The sequence below is a fragment of the Parapusillimonas granuli genome, from assembly GCF_013416525.1.
GTDB lineage: Bacteria > Pseudomonadota > Gammaproteobacteria > Burkholderiales > Burkholderiaceae_B > Parapusillimonas > Parapusillimonas granuli.
This window is the reverse complement of sequence record NZ_JACCEM010000009.1, coordinates 201,721-217,488: the sequence shown is the minus strand read 5'-3', so window position 1 is coordinate 217,488 and position 15,768 is coordinate 201,721. Positions and strand designations below refer to the sequence as shown.

Annotated in this window: 17 protein-coding genes; 2 read left to right on the top strand and 15 right to left on the bottom strand. The window is 60.2% G+C overall.

The genetic code is table 11. The features are described 5' to 3' along the window. Positions 1 to 53 precede the first annotated feature (53 nt). Positions 54 to 1,811 (bottom strand): PHA/PHB synthase family protein, encoded by a 1,758-nt coding sequence (locus tag H0A72_RS17275; protein ID WP_180157581.1) that lies wholly within the window; start codon positions 1,809 to 1,811, stop codon positions 54 to 56. Between the two features lie 84 nt (positions 1,812 to 1,895). Here H0A72_RS17275 and H0A72_RS17270 point away from each other — a divergent pair, with 84 nt between their 5' ends. Beyond that, a complete protein-coding gene (locus H0A72_RS17270; RefSeq protein WP_425502482.1) occupies positions 1,896 to 2,372 on the top strand; it encodes a hypothetical protein in 477 nt (158 codons plus the stop codon). 8 nt (positions 2,373 to 2,380) lie between these two features. Here H0A72_RS17270 and H0A72_RS17265 read toward each other — a convergent pair whose 3' ends face one another. The 12 genes from H0A72_RS17265 to H0A72_RS17210 are packed head-to-tail and all read right to left on the bottom strand — an operon-like array spanning position 2,381 to position 14,228. Next, entirely contained in the window at positions 2,381 to 2,599 is a 219-nt protein-coding gene (locus H0A72_RS17265; protein ID WP_180157580.1) for a DUF2274 domain-containing protein, read from the bottom strand. After that, a complete protein-coding gene (locus H0A72_RS17260) occupies positions 2,596 to 3,906 on the bottom strand; it encodes a TraB/TrbI/VirB10 family type IV secretion system protein (protein ID WP_180157579.1) in 1,311 nt (436 codons plus the stop codon). Before H0A72_RS17260 ends, H0A72_RS17265 begins: the two co-directional genes overlap by 4 nt. A gap of 2 nt (positions 3,907 to 3,908) precedes the next feature. Further along, the gene (trbG, locus tag H0A72_RS17255; protein ID WP_180157577.1) at positions 3,909 to 4,901 is read right to left on the bottom strand and encodes a P-type conjugative transfer protein TrbG; all 993 of its coding nucleotides are present in this window, start codon (positions 4,899 to 4,901) and stop codon (positions 3,909 to 3,911) included. Then, positions 4,898 to 5,602 carry a conjugal transfer protein TrbF gene (trbF, locus tag H0A72_RS17250; RefSeq protein ID WP_180157575.1) on the bottom strand — a complete coding sequence of 235 codons (705 nt, stop codon included), beginning with the start codon at positions 5,600 to 5,602 and terminating at the stop codon, positions 4,898 to 4,900. Before trbF ends, trbG begins: the two co-directional genes overlap by 4 nt. Before the next feature lie 11 nt (positions 5,603 to 5,613). Then, positions 5,614 to 6,864, bottom strand: coding sequence for a P-type conjugative transfer protein TrbL (gene trbL, locus H0A72_RS17245; RefSeq protein ID WP_180157573.1), 1,251 nt, complete (start codon positions 6,862 to 6,864; stop codon positions 5,614 to 5,616). A gap of 16 nt (positions 6,865 to 6,880) precedes the next feature. Further along, positions 6,881 to 7,621, bottom strand: coding sequence for a P-type conjugative transfer protein TrbJ (gene trbJ / locus H0A72_RS17240; protein ID WP_180157571.1), 741 nt, complete (start codon positions 7,619 to 7,621; stop codon positions 6,881 to 6,883). Beyond that, positions 7,618 to 10,074, bottom strand: a complete 2,457-nt coding sequence (gene trbE, locus H0A72_RS17235) for a conjugal transfer protein TrbE (protein ID WP_180157569.1) — start codon at positions 10,072 to 10,074, stop codon at positions 7,618 to 7,620. The genes trbJ and trbE overlap by 4 nt, the downstream gene beginning before the upstream one ends. 12 nt (positions 10,075 to 10,086) lie before the next feature. After that, on the bottom strand, positions 10,087 to 10,371 hold the full coding sequence (locus H0A72_RS17230) for a VirB3 family type IV secretion system protein (protein ID WP_180157567.1): 285 nt from the start codon (positions 10,369 to 10,371) through the stop codon (positions 10,087 to 10,089). Then, complete coding sequence (locus H0A72_RS17225; RefSeq protein WP_180157565.1) at positions 10,368 to 10,745, bottom strand: TrbC/VirB2 family type IV secretion system protein; 378 nt, start codon at positions 10,743 to 10,745, stop codon at positions 10,368 to 10,370. Before H0A72_RS17225 ends, H0A72_RS17230 begins: the two co-directional genes overlap by 4 nt. Then, complete coding sequence (gene trbB, locus H0A72_RS17220; RefSeq protein ID WP_180157563.1) at positions 10,742 to 11,770, bottom strand: P-type conjugative transfer ATPase TrbB; 1,029 nt, start codon at positions 11,768 to 11,770, stop codon at positions 10,742 to 10,744. The genes H0A72_RS17225 and trbB overlap by 4 nt, the downstream gene beginning before the upstream one ends. Next, positions 11,767 to 12,231, bottom strand: coding sequence for a ribbon-helix-helix protein, CopG family (locus tag H0A72_RS17215; RefSeq protein ID WP_180157561.1), 465 nt, complete (start codon positions 12,229 to 12,231; stop codon positions 11,767 to 11,769). Before H0A72_RS17215 ends, trbB begins: the two co-directional genes overlap by 4 nt. Continuing rightward, entirely contained in the window at positions 12,228 to 14,228 is a 2,001-nt protein-coding gene (locus H0A72_RS17210; RefSeq protein WP_180157559.1) for a conjugal transfer protein TraG, read from the bottom strand. The genes H0A72_RS17215 and H0A72_RS17210 overlap by 4 nt, the downstream gene beginning before the upstream one ends. A gap of 66 nt (positions 14,229 to 14,294) precedes the next feature. On the opposite strand from H0A72_RS17210, the gene H0A72_RS17205 reads away from it, so the two are divergent. Next, complete coding sequence (locus H0A72_RS17205) at positions 14,295 to 14,447, top strand: hypothetical protein (protein WP_180151837.1); 153 nt, start codon at positions 14,295 to 14,297, stop codon at positions 14,445 to 14,447. Positions 14,448 to 14,462: 15 nt separating this feature from the next. Here the strand turns inward: H0A72_RS17205 and H0A72_RS17200 are convergent, their stop codons facing one another. Both H0A72_RS17200 and H0A72_RS17195 read right to left on the bottom strand, forming a co-directional pair. Next, positions 14,463 to 14,732 carry an EexN family lipoprotein gene (locus tag H0A72_RS17200; protein ID WP_180157557.1) on the bottom strand — a complete coding sequence of 90 codons (270 nt, stop codon included), beginning with the start codon at positions 14,730 to 14,732 and terminating at the stop codon, positions 14,463 to 14,465. A gap of 8 nt (positions 14,733 to 14,740) precedes the next feature. Beyond that, a complete protein-coding gene (locus tag H0A72_RS17195) occupies positions 14,741 to 15,664 on the bottom strand; it encodes a LysR family transcriptional regulator (RefSeq protein ID WP_180157555.1) in 924 nt (307 codons plus the stop codon). Positions 15,665 to 15,768 lie beyond the last annotated feature (104 nt).

Here is a 15,768-nt window from a genome sequence, read left to right as displayed (position 1 = left end):
GAGAATGCCCCTAATGAAATGGACTGATCTGGTTGCAGCCTCAGTTCGTTGTGTTAAGGCATTACCACATAGGTTCCAGGGGCATCGTCAAGCGGAGCATGCTTTCCGTCCATGGCGGGTGGCGCCATGCGCCCGGTTGAGCGCTGCGCCAACCATTGCTGCCAGGAAGGCCACCAGGATCCTTCGTTCAGCGGGGTTTCGGCTCGCCACTTGTGCGGATCAACATAACGATCATCGGCATTTCGGGTGGCAATCTGGAAACTGCGTCTTGGATGGCCCGGCTGGCTCACCACCCCGGCGTTATGCCCTCCGCTAGTCAGTACAAAAGTCAGTTCCACATCACTGAGCAGATGCATCTTGTACACGGATGGCCAGGGCGCGACGTGATCACGCACTGTTCCGACAATGAACATGGGCACTTTGATATCGGCGATTGCCACCGGTTTTTCACCCACGCGATAGCGTCCTTCGGCCAGATCGTTGTTTAGATACAGGCTTCGCAGATACTCGCTGTGCATGCGATACGGCATGCGCGTCACATCAGCATTCCAAGCCATCAAGTCATTGAATGTCTGTCGTTCGCCCAGCAGATATTCACGTACGCGACGTGACCAGATCAAATCTTGCGAGTTAAGCATCTGGAATGCACCTGCCATTTGCCGGCCTTCCAGATAGCCTTTTTCCCACATCCCGGCTTCCAGCCATGCCAGTTGGCTTTCGTCAATAAATAAGGAAATTTCGCCTGACTCACGAAAGTCGGTTTCTGACGCTAATAGTGTCAAGCTGTGCAGACGATCATCGTGATCACGCGCCATGGCAGCAGCAGCGATCGTCAACAACGTGCCACCCAAGCAATAGCCCACCGCCTGAACTTTATGTCCTGGCACAATGGTTGTAACCGTGTCCAGCGCATCCATGACGCCAAGCCGCCGGTAATCCTCCATGCCCAGGTCGCGATCCACCTCGGTCGGATTCTTCCAGGAAATAATGAATACCGTGTGACCTTGGCCAACCAAATATTTCACCATGGAATTGTGAGGCGACAAATCCAGAATGTAGTACTTCATGATCCAGGAGGGCACGATCAGTATGGGCTCTGCATGAACATCTGGCGTAGCAGGTGTGTACTGAATCAGTTCAATCAAACGATTGCGAAACACCACCTTCCCTGGCGTGACCGCCACGTCCTTGCCGACTTCAAACCCTTCAATTCCCGCCGGACGCTCGTCAAGAACAACGCGCCGGGCATCTTCGAGAAAGTTCATGGCACCGCGCCACAGACTGGCACCGCCACTTGCTGCCATAGCGTCCAGCACCTCGGGATTTGTCCAGATGAAATTAGCCGGCGACCACATGTCGAGCCATTGGCGCCCTGCAAAAGTAACCATTCTCTCGTGGTGGCGTGATACGCCACGCACGCCCGTAGTGGCGTTGTCCCACCATTCTTGTTGCAGCAAAAAACCCTGATGAATGACATTGAAAGGCCACTGTTGCCAGGCTGAAGCAGTGAAGCGCCGGTCATGTTCTAACTGTTCGACGCAAGTCGGGCAGTCGCGAGAGCTTGCCACTTGCAATATGTAACGGGCAAAACGCTGCTGCTTGTCCCATCCTTTTTCGATCAGAGTACGCTGCTTACCTGATGAAAGGGCTAGGTGCAGCGCCCAGTCATACCACGCCAGCAAACCCGCCGCTGGCGACAGGCCGCCAGTGACACGTGCACGCCACGCATTCACAAGCGTATCCAGGGCATCAGGGGGGCTGAACTCCGACGGTGACGGCGCGGAATTTGGAGGCGTAGCGACTGCGCTCATTTTTAACCTTTGAAAAAAGTAAGTAATCTACTACTATCTTACTACTTGCAGTCAAAGTTGCAAGCTTTTGGACGAGAATCCGTCGTGTTTGATGCGATCCAAAAGCTTGGGAATTTCCTTTACTCAACAGCACAGAGGGCTCTGATCATGACCACTCACCCACGACGGAACGTATGGAATTGGCTACTCGCCCTATTCGCCATCGGCTTCGGATTGCTGACGCTTCGGGAAGGTGGTTCAGTGCTGTTTTTTGATGGCGAAGCGCGCCAAGCGGCCGGACACTATGTACCATTCGTGCTTTGGTTCAATTTTCTAGCCGGATTCATCTATATCGTTGCTGGTATCGGATTATTGATAGGCCAGCGTTGGGCTTGCTGGATAGCAATCGCTATCGCTGTTGCAACTGCGTTTGTCTTCCTGGCTTTCGCAGTGCACATATTTCTAGGGGGAGCCTGGGAGCAACGTACGGCAATCGCCATGACGGTACGCACACTTGTCTGGACTGCCATCGCGGTCTTAGCATGGCGTCGAGCGACGATAGGTGGAACTGCTAGAGTGTGATGGCTAAACTACTCAACGGTCCTTCTGAACCCTCGATCCCCCGCCATGAACTTCTCCAGCATGTGCGGGATCAGCGTCACAACATCGACAGCTTCCCCATACGTCTGCGCATACTGCGCGGCGTAGCGCTCCAGCTCCGCTTTCAGGCTGGCCGGGCAGGCAAAGGTCAGCTTGACGGTTTCGGTCTTGGGCAGTGGCCCAAGCCGTAGTTTTCTGGTGGTGGTCATTGTGACGCTCCCTTGTTGAAGAACAATGGCTGGTAGGGCCGCAGCATCAGATCATGGTTGACGATGATCCGCACCGGCAAACCTGGGCGGCTGGTCAAGGTGGGCTGGATGTTCATGTTGCGTCGGGTCATTTCCTGGCCGACCTGATTGATGCTGTCCTGGGCGCTGTCGCGTCCGGCGATGATGATGCGGTCGCCGTCCTGGCGATTTTCCGGCGCAGCCAGCTCCGCACCAACGCCAAGCAGCGTTGTCAGTACCGCACCGCCAACGATGCGACCCCAGTGCCAGTCCACGTCGTCTTCCAGGCCGGCGTAGCCCGCTGGGTCAGTGCCGATCAGGTTATCCAGTGTGAGCGAGGACGTGTCAGGCAGGATGACCCGATGCCACACGACCTGTACCCGGCTTTGGCCGTAGCTGACCTGGCTGTTGTAGCGGCCCAGGATGCGCGAGCCTTGCGGAATCAACAGATACTTGCCGGTCGCGGAGTCATAGACGGGTTCTGTCACAGTGCCGATGACATCGCCCGGAAGATCGGACTTGATGCCTGTCACTAAGGCGGCTGCGATCACCGTACCGGCCATGACCTGATATGGCGAGGCAGGCATTTGCAGGTTCCCGGAATTACGGATTTCCGCAGAGCCGGATTGCAGGAATGCCTCTTTCTGGTCTTGCCGGTTCTGTGCTGCAATGGGGTCGGTCGGCTGTGCTGCCGTAGAAGCTGGGCCTGCGGCCAGGGGGTCAAAGGCTGCCAACGTGTTGTCCATCCCAGGAGTCACAGGCATCGCCTGCGTAGTCGGCGCCGCAGGTTGTCCAGACTGCCCCTGTCCGGTTCGGAAGAACACCGACGAAGCAGCCGCCGCTTCGGCTTCCTTACGCTGCGCTTCCCGTTCAGCAGCTTCGGCGTCAACGCCCGGCGGCGCGTAGTTGGCGACCACTGGTTGCTGGCTATTCACGATGGCCGGCCCCAAGTCGCCGGGCAGCGGCGGGCCAAGTTCCGGCACATCGGGTGGCACTTCTGGTGTCAGCAGCATCGAATAATCCGCTGGCAAGGCATCAAGCCCTTCCGATTTTGACACCCTGTCCACGTTGTAAAGCTCAGTCTGTGTACCTGCACCTCGCCGCTGGGGTTGCAGCGACCAGATCGTAGCGCCCAGCACCGCCACCGACAGCCCGCCCACCAGCAAGGCCAAGGTGCGCCGGTTCAATCGCGTTACAGGCCGGGGCTGGGCGCGCAGCGCCACAGTTTCGGGGGCCACTTTATCGACCGCTTGTGGCGGGGCGGGATCAGGTGCGCGTTCCTCACTCATGTTCAGTCCCTCCGCATCACACCATCAGTGCGCTCAATGCGCACCACGTCACCCCGATCACCGCCCAGGCGCAGTTCGGCCGCACCGAACAGCCGATCCACGATGTAGTACGGCGAGCGGAAGCGGTAGTTCACCAGTTGGCCGTCGCCTTCAACGCTGATCACAAAGAGCGGAGGCAACTCCCCTTGCGCGATGCCTGCGGGAAACTGGATATAGACCTTCTGCCCATCGTCAAAAGCGCGCAACGGCTTCCAAGGCGGGTTGCTGCCGCTGACCGCATAGCGGAAGCGCAGATGTTCCAGCGCCAGCCCGGTATCGACCGGCGCGCCGGCTTGCGCCGCCTGATTCTGGCGCTGCAAGGCCAGCATCTGATCCTTCGGATACTCCCAGGATACCGACGCCATCCATGTCTTTTCGGTGGAAGTCAGCTCCAGCAGATAGGTGCGGCGGCTGGTGGTGATGACGAGGTTCGTCTTCAAACCAGACCTGATCGGCTTGACCAGCACGTTCACACGCAAGTCCGCGCCGCTGCCGCTGGAGGTGTCCCCGACAATCCAGCGCACGGTATCGCCGGCGGCGACCGTCACCAGTTCCTCACCCGGCTGCAGCGCAATCACCGTCACACGGCCCACGCCGGTATAGACCTGATATAACGCGCCGTCGCTATAGGGCCAGACCTGAATGGCATTGACGTAACCTTCACGAGTGGGCGCAACCCGTGCTTCAGCATTGGCACGAGACACCCGCACGGTTTCATCGGCGGGTTCGGGCGTAGCTTTACCCGCATCCGTACCCGGCAAGGGTTTCAGTTGCGCCGGCAGCGCCAGGGGTTCAGGCACAGCGATCACTTCGACCGGACTGGGCGGTTCGGGCAGCAGTTCAGCTAGTACCGGCTCATCGAGGGAGATGGCCGGTGGCGGCTTGCCCTGTGTGGCGCAGCCCGCCAGGGCAATCAGGGTCAACGGAAAAGCGTAAAAGCGCAAAGACGGCATCATCGCTGTGCTCCTTCAGAGGAATCAAGTTCACGGCTCCACGACAAACCATTGACGTAAAGCCCCAGGGGGTTTTTGCGCAAACGCGCTTCGGTGCGCGGCGTCTGATGCACGATGGACACCACGGCCGTCCAGCGCTCCAGACCTGCGGATGCGCCATTGACGTAGCGGCGTTCTGTCCAGCGCACGTTGAAGGACGTGCCGCTCGCCCGCACGACACTCGTGATCTGCACCGTCACAGATTCTTTGCCGATGCGGGTAAAGGGATCATTCACCCGTGCGTAGTCATTCAGCACAGCGGCCCCCTTGTCCGTGGTGTAGTCATAGGCATCCAGCCAGTTCTGGCGCACCACGACGGGGTCGATGGAGAGCGAGCGCACCAACGTGATGAAGCGGGCAATATGGTGGGCGGTTTGTGCATCGTTGGGCCGGTACGGCGAAGCCGCCTCCCCAACGGCCCGCACCTGGCCGGCGTTATCCACCTCCACGACATAGGGCGTGACAATGGACTGCATCGAGCGCCACACCAGACCGCCGGCCATGAGTAGCGCCAGCAGCAGGCAGCCGAAGGCCATCAGCCGCCAGTTCCTGGCCTGCACCCGCGCCGAGCCGATACGATCGTCCCAGACCTGGGCGGCGGATTGGTAAGGTGTGGCGGGTTGCGGAGATTCGGCATAACGCACCAGCGGTCGTTTGAAACGCATGAGGGTTCCCCTTATGAATCGGAATCACGCAGGCTTGGGCCTTGGCCCGCGCCACCTCCATCTCCCCCGCGCAGCGCGTGGGCAGTGGTCGTGGCGGCTTGCGTCAATTGTTGTCGGCGGTGCAGGCGCTTGGCCCAGGCCGGTTGAGCAGTGGCGCTGGCTGTATCGGTGGACGCTCCACCGGACGCACCTGCCCCAGCACCAGAAGCAGGGGTTGCCCCCGTCGCTCCTTTAAGGCCACCACCCGCCGCTGCACCTGTCTGAAAAGCAGACCGGATGCTGCCCGCGCTCGAACCGATGGATCGAGCCGCGCCGGAAGCCATGCGGGCGGCGCCCGGAACCATGCGTGCCCCCGCCGCCACCGCCCCACCCACTCCCGTGGCGGCTGCACCGATGGCAACAGCAGTTCCAACCGCACCCACGGCGGCACCGGCCATGGAGCCTGCGCCTAACTGCGGCCCGCCAGAGACGAGCCCCGTCGCGATGCCCGGCCCGAAGATCCCCAGCGCCAGCAAAGAGAGCGAGGCCAGCATGATGACCAGCGCATAGTCGACAGACGGCTCATCAGGATGTACCTGGAACTCAGAAAACAAGCCGCTACCAATACCGACAATCACAGCCAGCACCAGCACCTTGACGCCGGAGGACACCACATTGCCCAGTACCTTCTCGGCAAGGAATGAGGTCTTGTTCCAGAGCGCAAAAGGCACCAGAACAAAGCCGGCAAGCGTGGTCAGCTTGAACTCGATCAAGGTCACGAAAAGCTGAATCGCCAGCACGAAGAAACTCAGCACCACCACCATCCAGGCGAGGAACATCACCACGATAGGGTCGATGTTGGTGAACACCTCGGGAAAGCCCGCCATGTCGCCAATCTGTTCCAGAATGGGCGCAGCGGCATCAATACCAGTCTTCGCCAGCCGTCCGGGCTGCAAGAAGTTGCCCATCGTGATTGACGAGCCTGAAGCGATCAGGCCCAGCCCAGCGAAAGAGCGGAACAGAATGCCAGCCAGCACATTGAAGTTGCCGATGATGTAGGCAAACGCGCCAACGTAGAGCACCTTACGCAGCAGCTTGGCGATCACGTCGTCGCCCTGACCACTGGCATGATTCATCGCCCAGAACAGGCCGGCCAGTGTCATGTCGATCACGATGAGCGTAGCGGTGAGAAACGCCACATCGCCTTGCAACAACCCGAACCCCGAGTCGATGTATTGCGCAAAGGTAGCGAGAAAACGGTCGATCACCGCCACGTCATTCATGGCTCAAGCGCTCCGATCAGTTGCCGTAGAAATTCACGGTTTGCGGCGTATACGGCGTGCCGCTGCCCTGGAAACGCTGGCGCACTTCACGGGCGCGCTCGGTGGCCGCCGCCTGGCGTGCCAGCTCCAATGAGGCGGCGCGGTCCTGGGTGATCTGAAGCTGTTGCGCCTGGATGCCCTGCTTGGCCTGCAAGGCCAGAAGCTGGTTGGTCGCTTGCATAGCCTGCAACGCGCCTTGCGCCGACTGGCTTTGGTTCACCAGATCGGTCAGTGCGCTTTCATCGTCGCGCAGGTTCTGCGAGGCTTGGGCCTGCACCCGCATGGCGGTATGCAGGCCATTCAACGTATTCTTCCAGCGCTCACGAGCATCCTGAGCCATACTGTCGCCGCTCACGGTGGCGGCATACTGGTCGGGATACAGGCGCGCAAACTCCTGATCCATGTTCGCCACCTCGTAACTGAGCCCTTGCGCCTCGCCGATCAGGCGCTCGGTGGCGGCCAGCGTGCTGCGCAGGCGGTTAACGACATTGAAATCCAGACTCGCCAGATTGCGGGCCTGATTCATCAACATCTGGGCCTCGTTCTGAAGCTGATTGATCTGGTTGTTGATCTGTTGCAGCGTGCGAACGGCGGTCAGCGTGTTCTGCGTATAGTTGGATGGGTCAAAGACCGTTTTCCAGGCCCAGGCGGGCGAAGCGGCCAGCAAAGACGCCGTGAACACGGCGGCGAGCGACAGAGATAGCGTGCGGATTTTCATGGCAGGGTCTCCAGGGATGAAGGGGAAAGCTCGGGCACGGGTGCGAAGCCGGGAAACTCGGGCAACAGGTCGGCGGCCCAATCCAGGCCGCGATGGCGCAACCAGGCATCCGCAAAGCCGGGTACGCCGGCAACTGGCAGGATGCGGTCGATGTCGCGCTGATCTTGCGGGGTGGAGGCGCCCGCAAAGGCCAGCGTGGCTGGCCCCAGATCAAGGTCAAACAGACGGTTGCCCAGACGCGACTGGTAGTAGTAATCGCGCTTGGGTTGGGCGGTGGCCACAATCTCGATCTGTCGGCTGTTCAGGCCGAAGCCTTCATAGATCGTGCGAATCTGCGGCTCGGTTGCCTGCGGGTTGGGAAGGAAAATGCGGCTTGTGCAGCTTTCGATAATTGCCGGCGCAATGCTCGAATCCTTGATGTCGGTCAGCGACTGCGTGGCAAAGATCACCGAGACATTCTTCTTACGCAGGGTCTTCAACCACTGCCGGATGCGGGCGGCAAAGGACGGCTCATCCAAAAACAACCATGCCTCATCCAGAATCAGAAGGGTTGGCGCACCATCAAAGCGTTCGTCAAACCGTGCGAACAGATAGCGCAGCACCGCCTGCACGGCGGCGGGGCTGTGCATCAGCTCCTCCATCTCGAAGCCCTGCACGTCAGCCATGCCCAGCCGGTCATGGTCAGCGTCCAGCAGCTTGCCGTGCGCGCCGCCCAGCACATAGGGCGCAAGCGCCTGGCGCAGCGTGTTCGATTGCAGCAGTACGGAAAAGCCCGTCAACGTGCGCTGCTCCACCGGCGCACCCGCTAGGCTCCCCAGCGCCGACCAGATGGCAGCCTTATCATCGGGACTGACGGCCATGCCTTCATGCAGCAAACGGCCTTCAATCCATTCCGCCGCCCAGGTGCGGTAGCCTTCATGGTCGATGCGTGCCAGCGGCTGAAAGGCGATCTCGCCATCATTGCCAAGGTCATAGTGCTCACCCGCCAGACCCAGAATGGTGGCGCGCATCGAACGGCCCATGTCAAAAGCGAAGATGCGTGAACCGGGATATCGGCGAAATTGCTTGGCCAGGACGGCCAGCAATACCGACTTGCCCATGCCGGTCGGCCCGGCGACCAGGGTGTGGCCCACATCGCCAATATGCGTCACCAGCCGGAATGGCGTCGCCCCTTCGGTGCGCGTGACAATGAGCGGCGGCCCATCCAGATGTTCGTTCTTCTGTGGCCCGGCCCACACCGCCGACACTGGCATCATATGAGCCAGATTCAATGTAGACACAATAGGTTGCCGCACGTTGGCATAGGCATTGCCGGGAATGGACGACAGCCAGGCATCCACGGCGTTCAACGTCTCGGGAATGGTCACAAAGCCCCGGCCCTGAATGACGCGCTCAATCATGCGCAGTTTTTCATCCGCCACGGCAGGGTCGGAATCCAGCACCGTCACGGTGATAGTGACATACCCAAAGGCAACTTGGTCGCTGCCCAGTTCCTGCAAGGCGGCGTCCGCATCGGCGGCCTTGTTGCTGGCATCGGTATCGACCAGCGGCGACTCCTGCTGGAAAATCGTTTCCCGGAGCAGCGCCACGACGTTCTTGCGCTTGGCGAACCATTGACGGCGCAGGCGGCGCAGCTCCTTTTCCGCCTCGGCTTTGTCCATGCACAGAAAGCGCGTACTCCAGCGATAAGCAAAGCCAAGCCGGTTCAGGTCATCCAGAATGCCCGGCCAGGTGGAAGTCGGAAAGCCTCGCACCGACACCACCCGCAGATGCGTATCGCCCAGCGTCGGAGCCAGCCCACCCACCAACGCGGAGTCAGTCAGTAGTGCATCAAGGTGAAACGGGACTTCCGGCACGCCAATGCGGTAACGCCGTGTCGAAATGGTGGAATGCAGGTAGGTCAGCGTCTGGCTGTCATCCAGCCAGGAAATTTCCGGCATCACGCCATCGAGCAGATCGAAGACGCGATCCGTTTCCGCTACGAAGGCAGCCAGCCGTTCGCGCCAGTCCACCCCTTCGGCGGAACGATTCTCATAGAGCATCCCGGCGGCTCGGGCGCGGGATTCCTCGGGCGGGAGAAACATGAGCGTCAGGTGATAGGCGCTCTCGAAGTGATGCCCGGCCTCTTCGAAGGCAGCGCGACGCTCCTGATCGACCAGCCAGGACAGGCTTTCAGGAAAGTCCGAATGGGGATAGTCTGCCGCCGGGCGGCGCTCGGCCTCGATGAAAAGCGCCCAACCCGACCCCAAACGGCGCAACGCATTATTCAAGCGGGCGGAAGTCGCAATCAGCTCACCTTGGGTAGCGCTATCCAGATCAGGCCCGCGAAAGCGTGCCGTACGCTGAAATGACCCATCCTTGTTCAGCACCACACCGGGCGCGATCAATCCGGCCCAGGGCAGCCAGTCAGCGAGCAAGGCAGGACGCTGACGATACTCGGCAAGGTTCAGCATGGCGTCATCTCCTCACACGTCCAACAGCGTTTTATGTTTGATGTGACGGGCAAAAACCTGCATGAACTGCGGGTCAACACGTGCGCCCCATACCGCCAGAGAATGACCAACGATCCAGAGCACCACACCTGGAATCCACAACTGCAGGCCCAGCCCCACGGCAGCGGCCAGCGTGCCGTTGGCAATCGCCACGGTACGCGGTGCGCCGCCCATCAAAATCGGTTCAGTCAGCGAACGATGCAGCGGCACCTCAAACCCCACAGCGAAGCTGGGTGCCCCTTCGATGTCGGTATTCATACGACGGCCCCGCCTGAGAATGAAAAGAACGACAAGAAGAACGACGATGCAGCGAACGCGATGGACAGGCCGAAGACGATTTGAATCAGCTTGCGAAAGCCGCCGCTTGTGTCGCCAAAGGCGAGTGCCAGACCCGTGGCAATGATGATGATGACGGCAACGATGCGCGCCACCGGCCCTTGGATAGACTCCAGAATGGATTGCAGTGGTCCCTCCCAGGGCATGGAGGAACCAGCGGCCTGCGCGGCACCGGCCACCAACATCAGCAGTACAGCCAGCAGCAGCCCTTGCACCACAGGGTGGGCAAGGCGATGCGGCCATGTCACAGTGACAAGGGGAACAACGCATATGCGGAAGGCATTAACAGATGTCATGACGAGTCTCCAGGCAGATCAGAAGATGGAAAAGAAGCAGGCGCTGACTCGGGAAATGGCGTTTCCAGCGCATCGACCAGTTGGTAGCCGGTGCCGTCAAAGCCGGCCACGCGGGCGATACTTTCGATGCGGCGCTTGCGTCCGCGACCGGCGATGTAGATGACGACATTGACCGCCTCGGCGATCAGGGCGCGCGGCGGGTTCACCGCCACTTCCAGAATCAGTTGTTCCAGGCGCAACAAAGCCCCCACGGCAGAACCCGCGTGGATGGTGGCGATACCGCCGGGGTGGCCCGTACCCCAGACCTTGATGAGATCCAGCGCTTCACCGCCGCGCACTTCACCGACCACCACACGGTCAGGGCGTAGTCGCATCGTGGCGCGCACAAGTTCCTGCATCGTGACCACACCCATGCGTGTGCGTAGCGGCACATGATCGTTCGCCGCGCATTGCAGCTCCACCGTGTCTTCGAGCACCAGCACACGGTCGCCCGTAGCGGCGATTTCAGCGAGCAAAGCATTGGCAAGTGTGGTCTTACCCGTGCTGGTGCCACCAGCGATCAGGATGTTCAGCCGCCTACGGACCGCTCTCACCAGAAAGTCGGCTTGCGCCGTGCTCATCATGCCGTCGGCGATGTAGCGCGTAAGCGGAATCACGCCCACGGCGCGCTTGCGCAGCGCGAAGGCCGGGCCGGGCGCTGCAGGCGGCAAGATACCTTCGAAGCGTTCGCCGGTTTCGGGCAGTTCGGCGGTCAGAAGCGGCTGGCCGCGATGCACTTCCGCGCCAACATGGGCAGCGACCAAGCGAATAATGCGCTCGCCATCCGCTTCAGACAGTTCAAGGCCCAGCGGCGCACGACCGCTGGAAAGACGATCCACCCAAAGCGAACCGTCGGGATTCAGCATGATTTCCACCACGTCCGGGTCTTCCAGCGCGACGGCGATCACCGGCCCCATAGCGGTACGCAGCATCTGGATGCGGCGATCCAGGGCAACGGCGGTAGAAGATTTCGGCACAGCGCTCATGAGATACGCTCCTGCGCCTCAACTTGAGCCACCGTATCGTCCATGCGCACAGGGTCGGGATGCAGTTCCTCCACCACGTCGCGCACTAGGCTACGACCACGCAGCAGGTGGCGGCCAAGCTGTTCGACGAATTGCTCAAAGCGCGCCTTGCCCTGAGCGCGGGCAGCATCCTGATGGGCTTCGGGCACCGGCGTACTGACGGTCAGGTAGTAACGCACGAACAGCGCCAGTGTTTCGATCTGGATGTTTTGGTCACGCTCCAGCCGCTCAAACTGGCGAGATAGCCGATCCAGTCGCTTGGCCATCGCCGCTTCGCGCTGGTCGCCGGCATCGGGCGACAGCCAGGAAGCCAGCGCCGCCGCCACGATAGATGACTTCGATACGCCTTTCTTGGCGGCCAGTTCATCCAGGCGCTTGGCGTGTTCGGGATGAATGAAGAGATTCAAGCGATATCGGCTCATAACTGGATTCCGTCATCAGGGTCGAGGGAGGCCAGGCGCGCCACGCGCTGCATGGCCGGGTCTAGCTGGCTGGGCAGCATGGGTGACAGGTCATCGTCATCCAGCAGCGACAAGTCGCTGGCCGGATATTCGGGTTCGGGAGGATAGGCGATGGTGTCCGCAAGCTCAGGCTGGCGACGCGGGCCGCCGTCATCGGCAACGCCCGATACTTCATCGCCACCCATAGGGTCGGACGCAGCAGGAGCCGCCGGAATCGCCAACTCACTCCAATCGTCAGGCCGCGCCGGTGGTGCGTCGGCATAGCGCCCTGTTTTGAGCGCAGGCGGAGGCAACACACGCCGCGAGAAATTGGCATCGGCGTAATAGCGCAGTTTCTTCGCCTTGATCGGCGCCACGCTGGACACCATCACCACGGCTTCATCAGGGGGAAGTTGCATCACTTCGCCGGGGGTCAAGAGTGGCCGCGCCGTTTCCTGGCGCGACACCATGAGGTGTCCCAGCCAGGGCGCAAGGCGATGGCCGGCATAGTTGCGCTGGGCGCGCAGTTCAGTAGCGGTTCCAAGGGTTTCGGAAATGCGCTTGGCCGTGCGTTCGTCATTGGTGGCGAAGGTCACACGGACATGGCAGTTATCCAGAATCGAATGGTTCTGACCGTAGGCTTTGTCGATCTGATTGAGCGACTGCGAGATCAGAAAGCTGCGAATGCCGTAGCCCGCCATGAAGGCCAGCGCCGTCTCGAAGAAATCCAGACGGCCCAGCGCGGGAAACTCATCAAGCATCAGCAGCAGCTTGTGGCGACGCTCAATGCCATCGGAACCGTCGAGCGATTCCGTCAAGCGACGCCCGATCTGATTGAGAATCAGGCGGATCAGCGGTTTGGTTCGTGAAATATCCGAGGGCGGCACCACCAGATACAGCGACACTGGATGCTCAGACGCAATCAGGTCGGCGATACGCCAGTCGCAGCGCGAGGTGACTTCGGCCACCGTCGGGTCGCGGTATAGGCCCAGGAACGACATGGCGGTGGACAACACACCGGAACGCTCGTTATCCGATTTGTTCAGCACTTCGCGAGCGGCAGACGCCACCACGGGATGCGGAGCGTCCCCGAGGTGCGCGGTCGTCATCATGCGGTGCAGCGTCAATTCGAATGGGCAGGCGGGGTCGGACAGGAAATTCGCCACGCCGCGCAGCGTCTTGTCCTCGCCCGCATAAAGCACATGCAAGATGGCACCCACTAGCAGTGCGTGCGACGTCTTTTCCCAATGATTGCGCTTTTCCAACGCGCCTTCAGGATCAACCAGAATATCGGCGATGTTCTGCACATCACGCACTTCGTGCTCGCCCCTGCGCACTTCCAGTAGCGGGTTGTAGCCAGCCGAGCGACTATCCGTGGGATTGAATAGCAGGCAGTGCGAGAAACGCGAACGCCAGCCCGCCGTAATCTGCCAGTTCTCGCCCTTGATGTCGTGGATGACGGCCGAGGCCGGCCAGGACAGCAACGTCGGCACCACCAGGCCCACGCCCTTCCCCGAGCGAGTCGGCGCAAAGGCCAATACGTGTTCCGGCCCTTCGTGGCGCAGGTATTGTTCGTCATGAAGGCCAAGGAAGATGCCGGTGGGCTGGGTCAGCCCCGCTTTACGTATATCCGGCGCTTGCGCCCAGCGTGCCGAACCATAGGTCGTGACCAGCCGCGCCTGACGCGAACGCCAGATTGACATGCCGATGGCGACTACCACGGCGATCAAGCCGCTGCCCCCGGCAATCATGCCCCCGGTGTTGAAGACCTCCGGCGCGTAGGCATCGAAAAAGAACCACCACTCAAAGAGACGCCAAGGGTGATAGATCGGCGTGCCTAGGAAATCAAACCAAGGCAAGCCCAAGCGTAGCTGATAATCCAGGGCGGCGGCAGTCCATTGTGTGGCACCCCACACTCCGGCGATCACGATGCTGAATACGACGACGATCTGCCCGAACAGTACGTTCGTCCCTTGCATGGCCCAGCCTCCGACTTCTTCTGCCTGATTTCCTCGTTCAATAGCGGCACACGGATGTGCCTGCCTATGAGCATCGGTGCCAGGTCAGTGCCGGTCAAAGACCGTTATCAGGACAATGCTGATGAAAAAAACATCAATTCATGGAGGGGCGCACACGAAGAAAACGCCGCAGGCTCGGGCGCGTTGCGGCGTGTCAATAAAGAAAAACAGGATTTGTAGGGAAATGCCGACGAATCAGAACTTGGGTGGCGTATCCGATGGGGTGTAAGGCACGGTACCGTCACCGTAGAAGCGTATGCGCGTAGCTTCGGCGACCCGGTCGCACAACACGTCGCCCAGGTTAGAGCGATGGGTTTTGCACTGCTCGCGCAACGCCTTCAGCCGGGCGGGGTCGGCAGCCAGTTCCTCGACAGTTGGTATGTCGGGTTCAGGTATGGGCGTTTCAGACAGGCCGCAACCGGTCAGCCCGACGATCAAAATCAATAACAATGATAGTTTGCGCATCACACCTCCTAGATATCGGGTTGACGGTAATTGGGTGAGTCTGTACCCGACCATTCCAGTGTTTCCACTCGGTCGATGAATCGTTCCATAGCTGCGGACAGATTTTCATTGCGATGCACCAGATAGGTTGTAAGCGTGGCCGCTTTGCCGGCCAGAGGTCGTGCCACGACGCCGCGGTCACCGCATACAAGCATATGCGAAGCGCCAGCCAATCCCAGGGCATACCCGGCAGCTACCAGCGTCACCATCATGTCGAACGAACCTACCCGTTCGAGTATCAACGGCTCCTGATCGGTCTGGCGCAAAATGCGATCTACCTGTCGCGTAAAACCCTCGAATATTGTCGTGTGACCTAAAACCAGGGGATAACGCAATATTTCCCCCAAAGGCACTTGGCTATGGTTCAACAGAGGGTGGCGCTCAGGCAGGACGACTCGAAGCGGATCATGCCAGACGGGGCGCGCTACCAATGCATCACCAACGTCGCCCACTTGATTAAGGCCCACGTCATAAAGGCCATCGTGCAAACCTCGGAATTGTTCCGAGAATGGCATCTCAAACATGCGTACCTCAACCTCCGGTTCCTGCTCCCGGCATCGGGCCAGCAATGCCGGCAGGCACGGGGACGGCAAGGCGTCCGACAAGGCAATACGCAACTGACGCTGATAGCCGTTCGCGACCGCCTGGGTACTGTCTCTGGCCTGCTGCACCATCGGCAGAATGCGGCGTGCATGCACTAGAAACTCATGACCGGCACGGGTCAGGCGCGTACTGCGTGTAGTACGCACAAACAGTTGCGCCCCAAGATCTTCCTCCAACTCTTTGATCGTCCGTGACAGCGGCGACTGCTCTATATGCAGACGTTCTGCGGCTCGACCAAAATGCAGTTCTTCAGCAACGGCGAGGAAGCCTCGAAGATGACGAAGCTCCATTTATGCCTCGTTCAGCAGACAATCTTCTGCAGAATATCCGGAGGCACGTGCACCGCCCTCCAGGAGTAGCAGCCTATGTTCAGTGACGATTTTTTCTACCATCA

What these genes read in the sequence shown, in the direction of transcription:
- H0A72_RS17275 (WP_180157581.1), bottom strand. Translation starts at nt 1,811, where the DNA reads ATGAGCGCAGTCGCTACGCCTCCAAATTCCGCGCCGTCACCGTCGGAG.
- H0A72_RS17265 (WP_180157580.1), bottom strand. Translation starts at nt 2,599, where the DNA reads ATGACCACCACCAGAAAACTACGGCTTGGGCCACTGCCCAAGACCGAA.
- H0A72_RS17260 (WP_180157579.1), bottom strand. Translation starts at nt 3,906, where the DNA reads ATGAGTGAGGAACGCGCACCTGATCCCGCCCCGCCACAAGCGGTCGAT.
- trbG (WP_180157577.1), bottom strand. Translation starts at nt 4,901, where the DNA reads ATGATGCCGTCTTTGCGCTTTTACGCTTTTCCGTTGACCCTGATTGCC.
- trbF (WP_180157575.1), bottom strand. Translation starts at nt 5,602, where the DNA reads ATGCGTTTCAAACGACCGCTGGTGCGTTATGCCGAATCTCCGCAACCC.
- trbL (WP_180157573.1), bottom strand. Translation starts at nt 6,864, where the DNA reads ATGAATGACGTGGCGGTGATCGACCGTTTTCTCGCTACCTTTGCGCAA.
- trbJ (WP_180157571.1), bottom strand. Translation starts at nt 7,621, where the DNA reads ATGAAAATCCGCACGCTATCTCTGTCGCTCGCCGCCGTGTTCACGGCG.
- trbE (WP_180157569.1), bottom strand. Translation starts at nt 10,074, where the DNA reads ATGCTGAACCTTGCCGAGTATCGTCAGCGTCCTGCCTTGCTCGCTGAC.
- H0A72_RS17230 (WP_180157567.1), bottom strand. Translation starts at nt 10,371, where the DNA reads ATGAATACCGACATCGAAGGGGCACCCAGCTTCGCTGTGGGGTTTGAG.
- H0A72_RS17225 (WP_180157565.1), bottom strand. Translation starts at nt 10,745, where the DNA reads ATGACATCTGTTAATGCCTTCCGCATATGCGTTGTTCCCCTTGTCACT.
- trbB (WP_180157563.1), bottom strand. Translation starts at nt 11,770, where the DNA reads ATGAGCGCTGTGCCGAAATCTTCTACCGCCGTTGCCCTGGATCGCCGC.
- H0A72_RS17215 (WP_180157561.1), bottom strand. Translation starts at nt 12,231, where the DNA reads ATGAGCCGATATCGCTTGAATCTCTTCATTCATCCCGAACACGCCAAG.
- H0A72_RS17210 (WP_180157559.1), bottom strand. Translation starts at nt 14,228, where the DNA reads ATGCAAGGGACGAACGTACTGTTCGGGCAGATCGTCGTCGTATTCAGC.
- H0A72_RS17205 (WP_180151837.1), top strand. Translation starts at nt 14,295, where the DNA reads ATGAGCATCGGTGCCAGGTCAGTGCCGGTCAAAGACCGTTATCAGGAC.
- H0A72_RS17200 (WP_180157557.1), bottom strand. Translation starts at nt 14,732, where the DNA reads ATGCGCAAACTATCATTGTTATTGATTTTGATCGTCGGGCTGACCGGT.
- H0A72_RS17195 (WP_180157555.1), bottom strand. Translation starts at nt 15,664, where the DNA reads ATGGAGCTTCGTCATCTTCGAGGCTTCCTCGCCGTTGCTGAAGAACTG.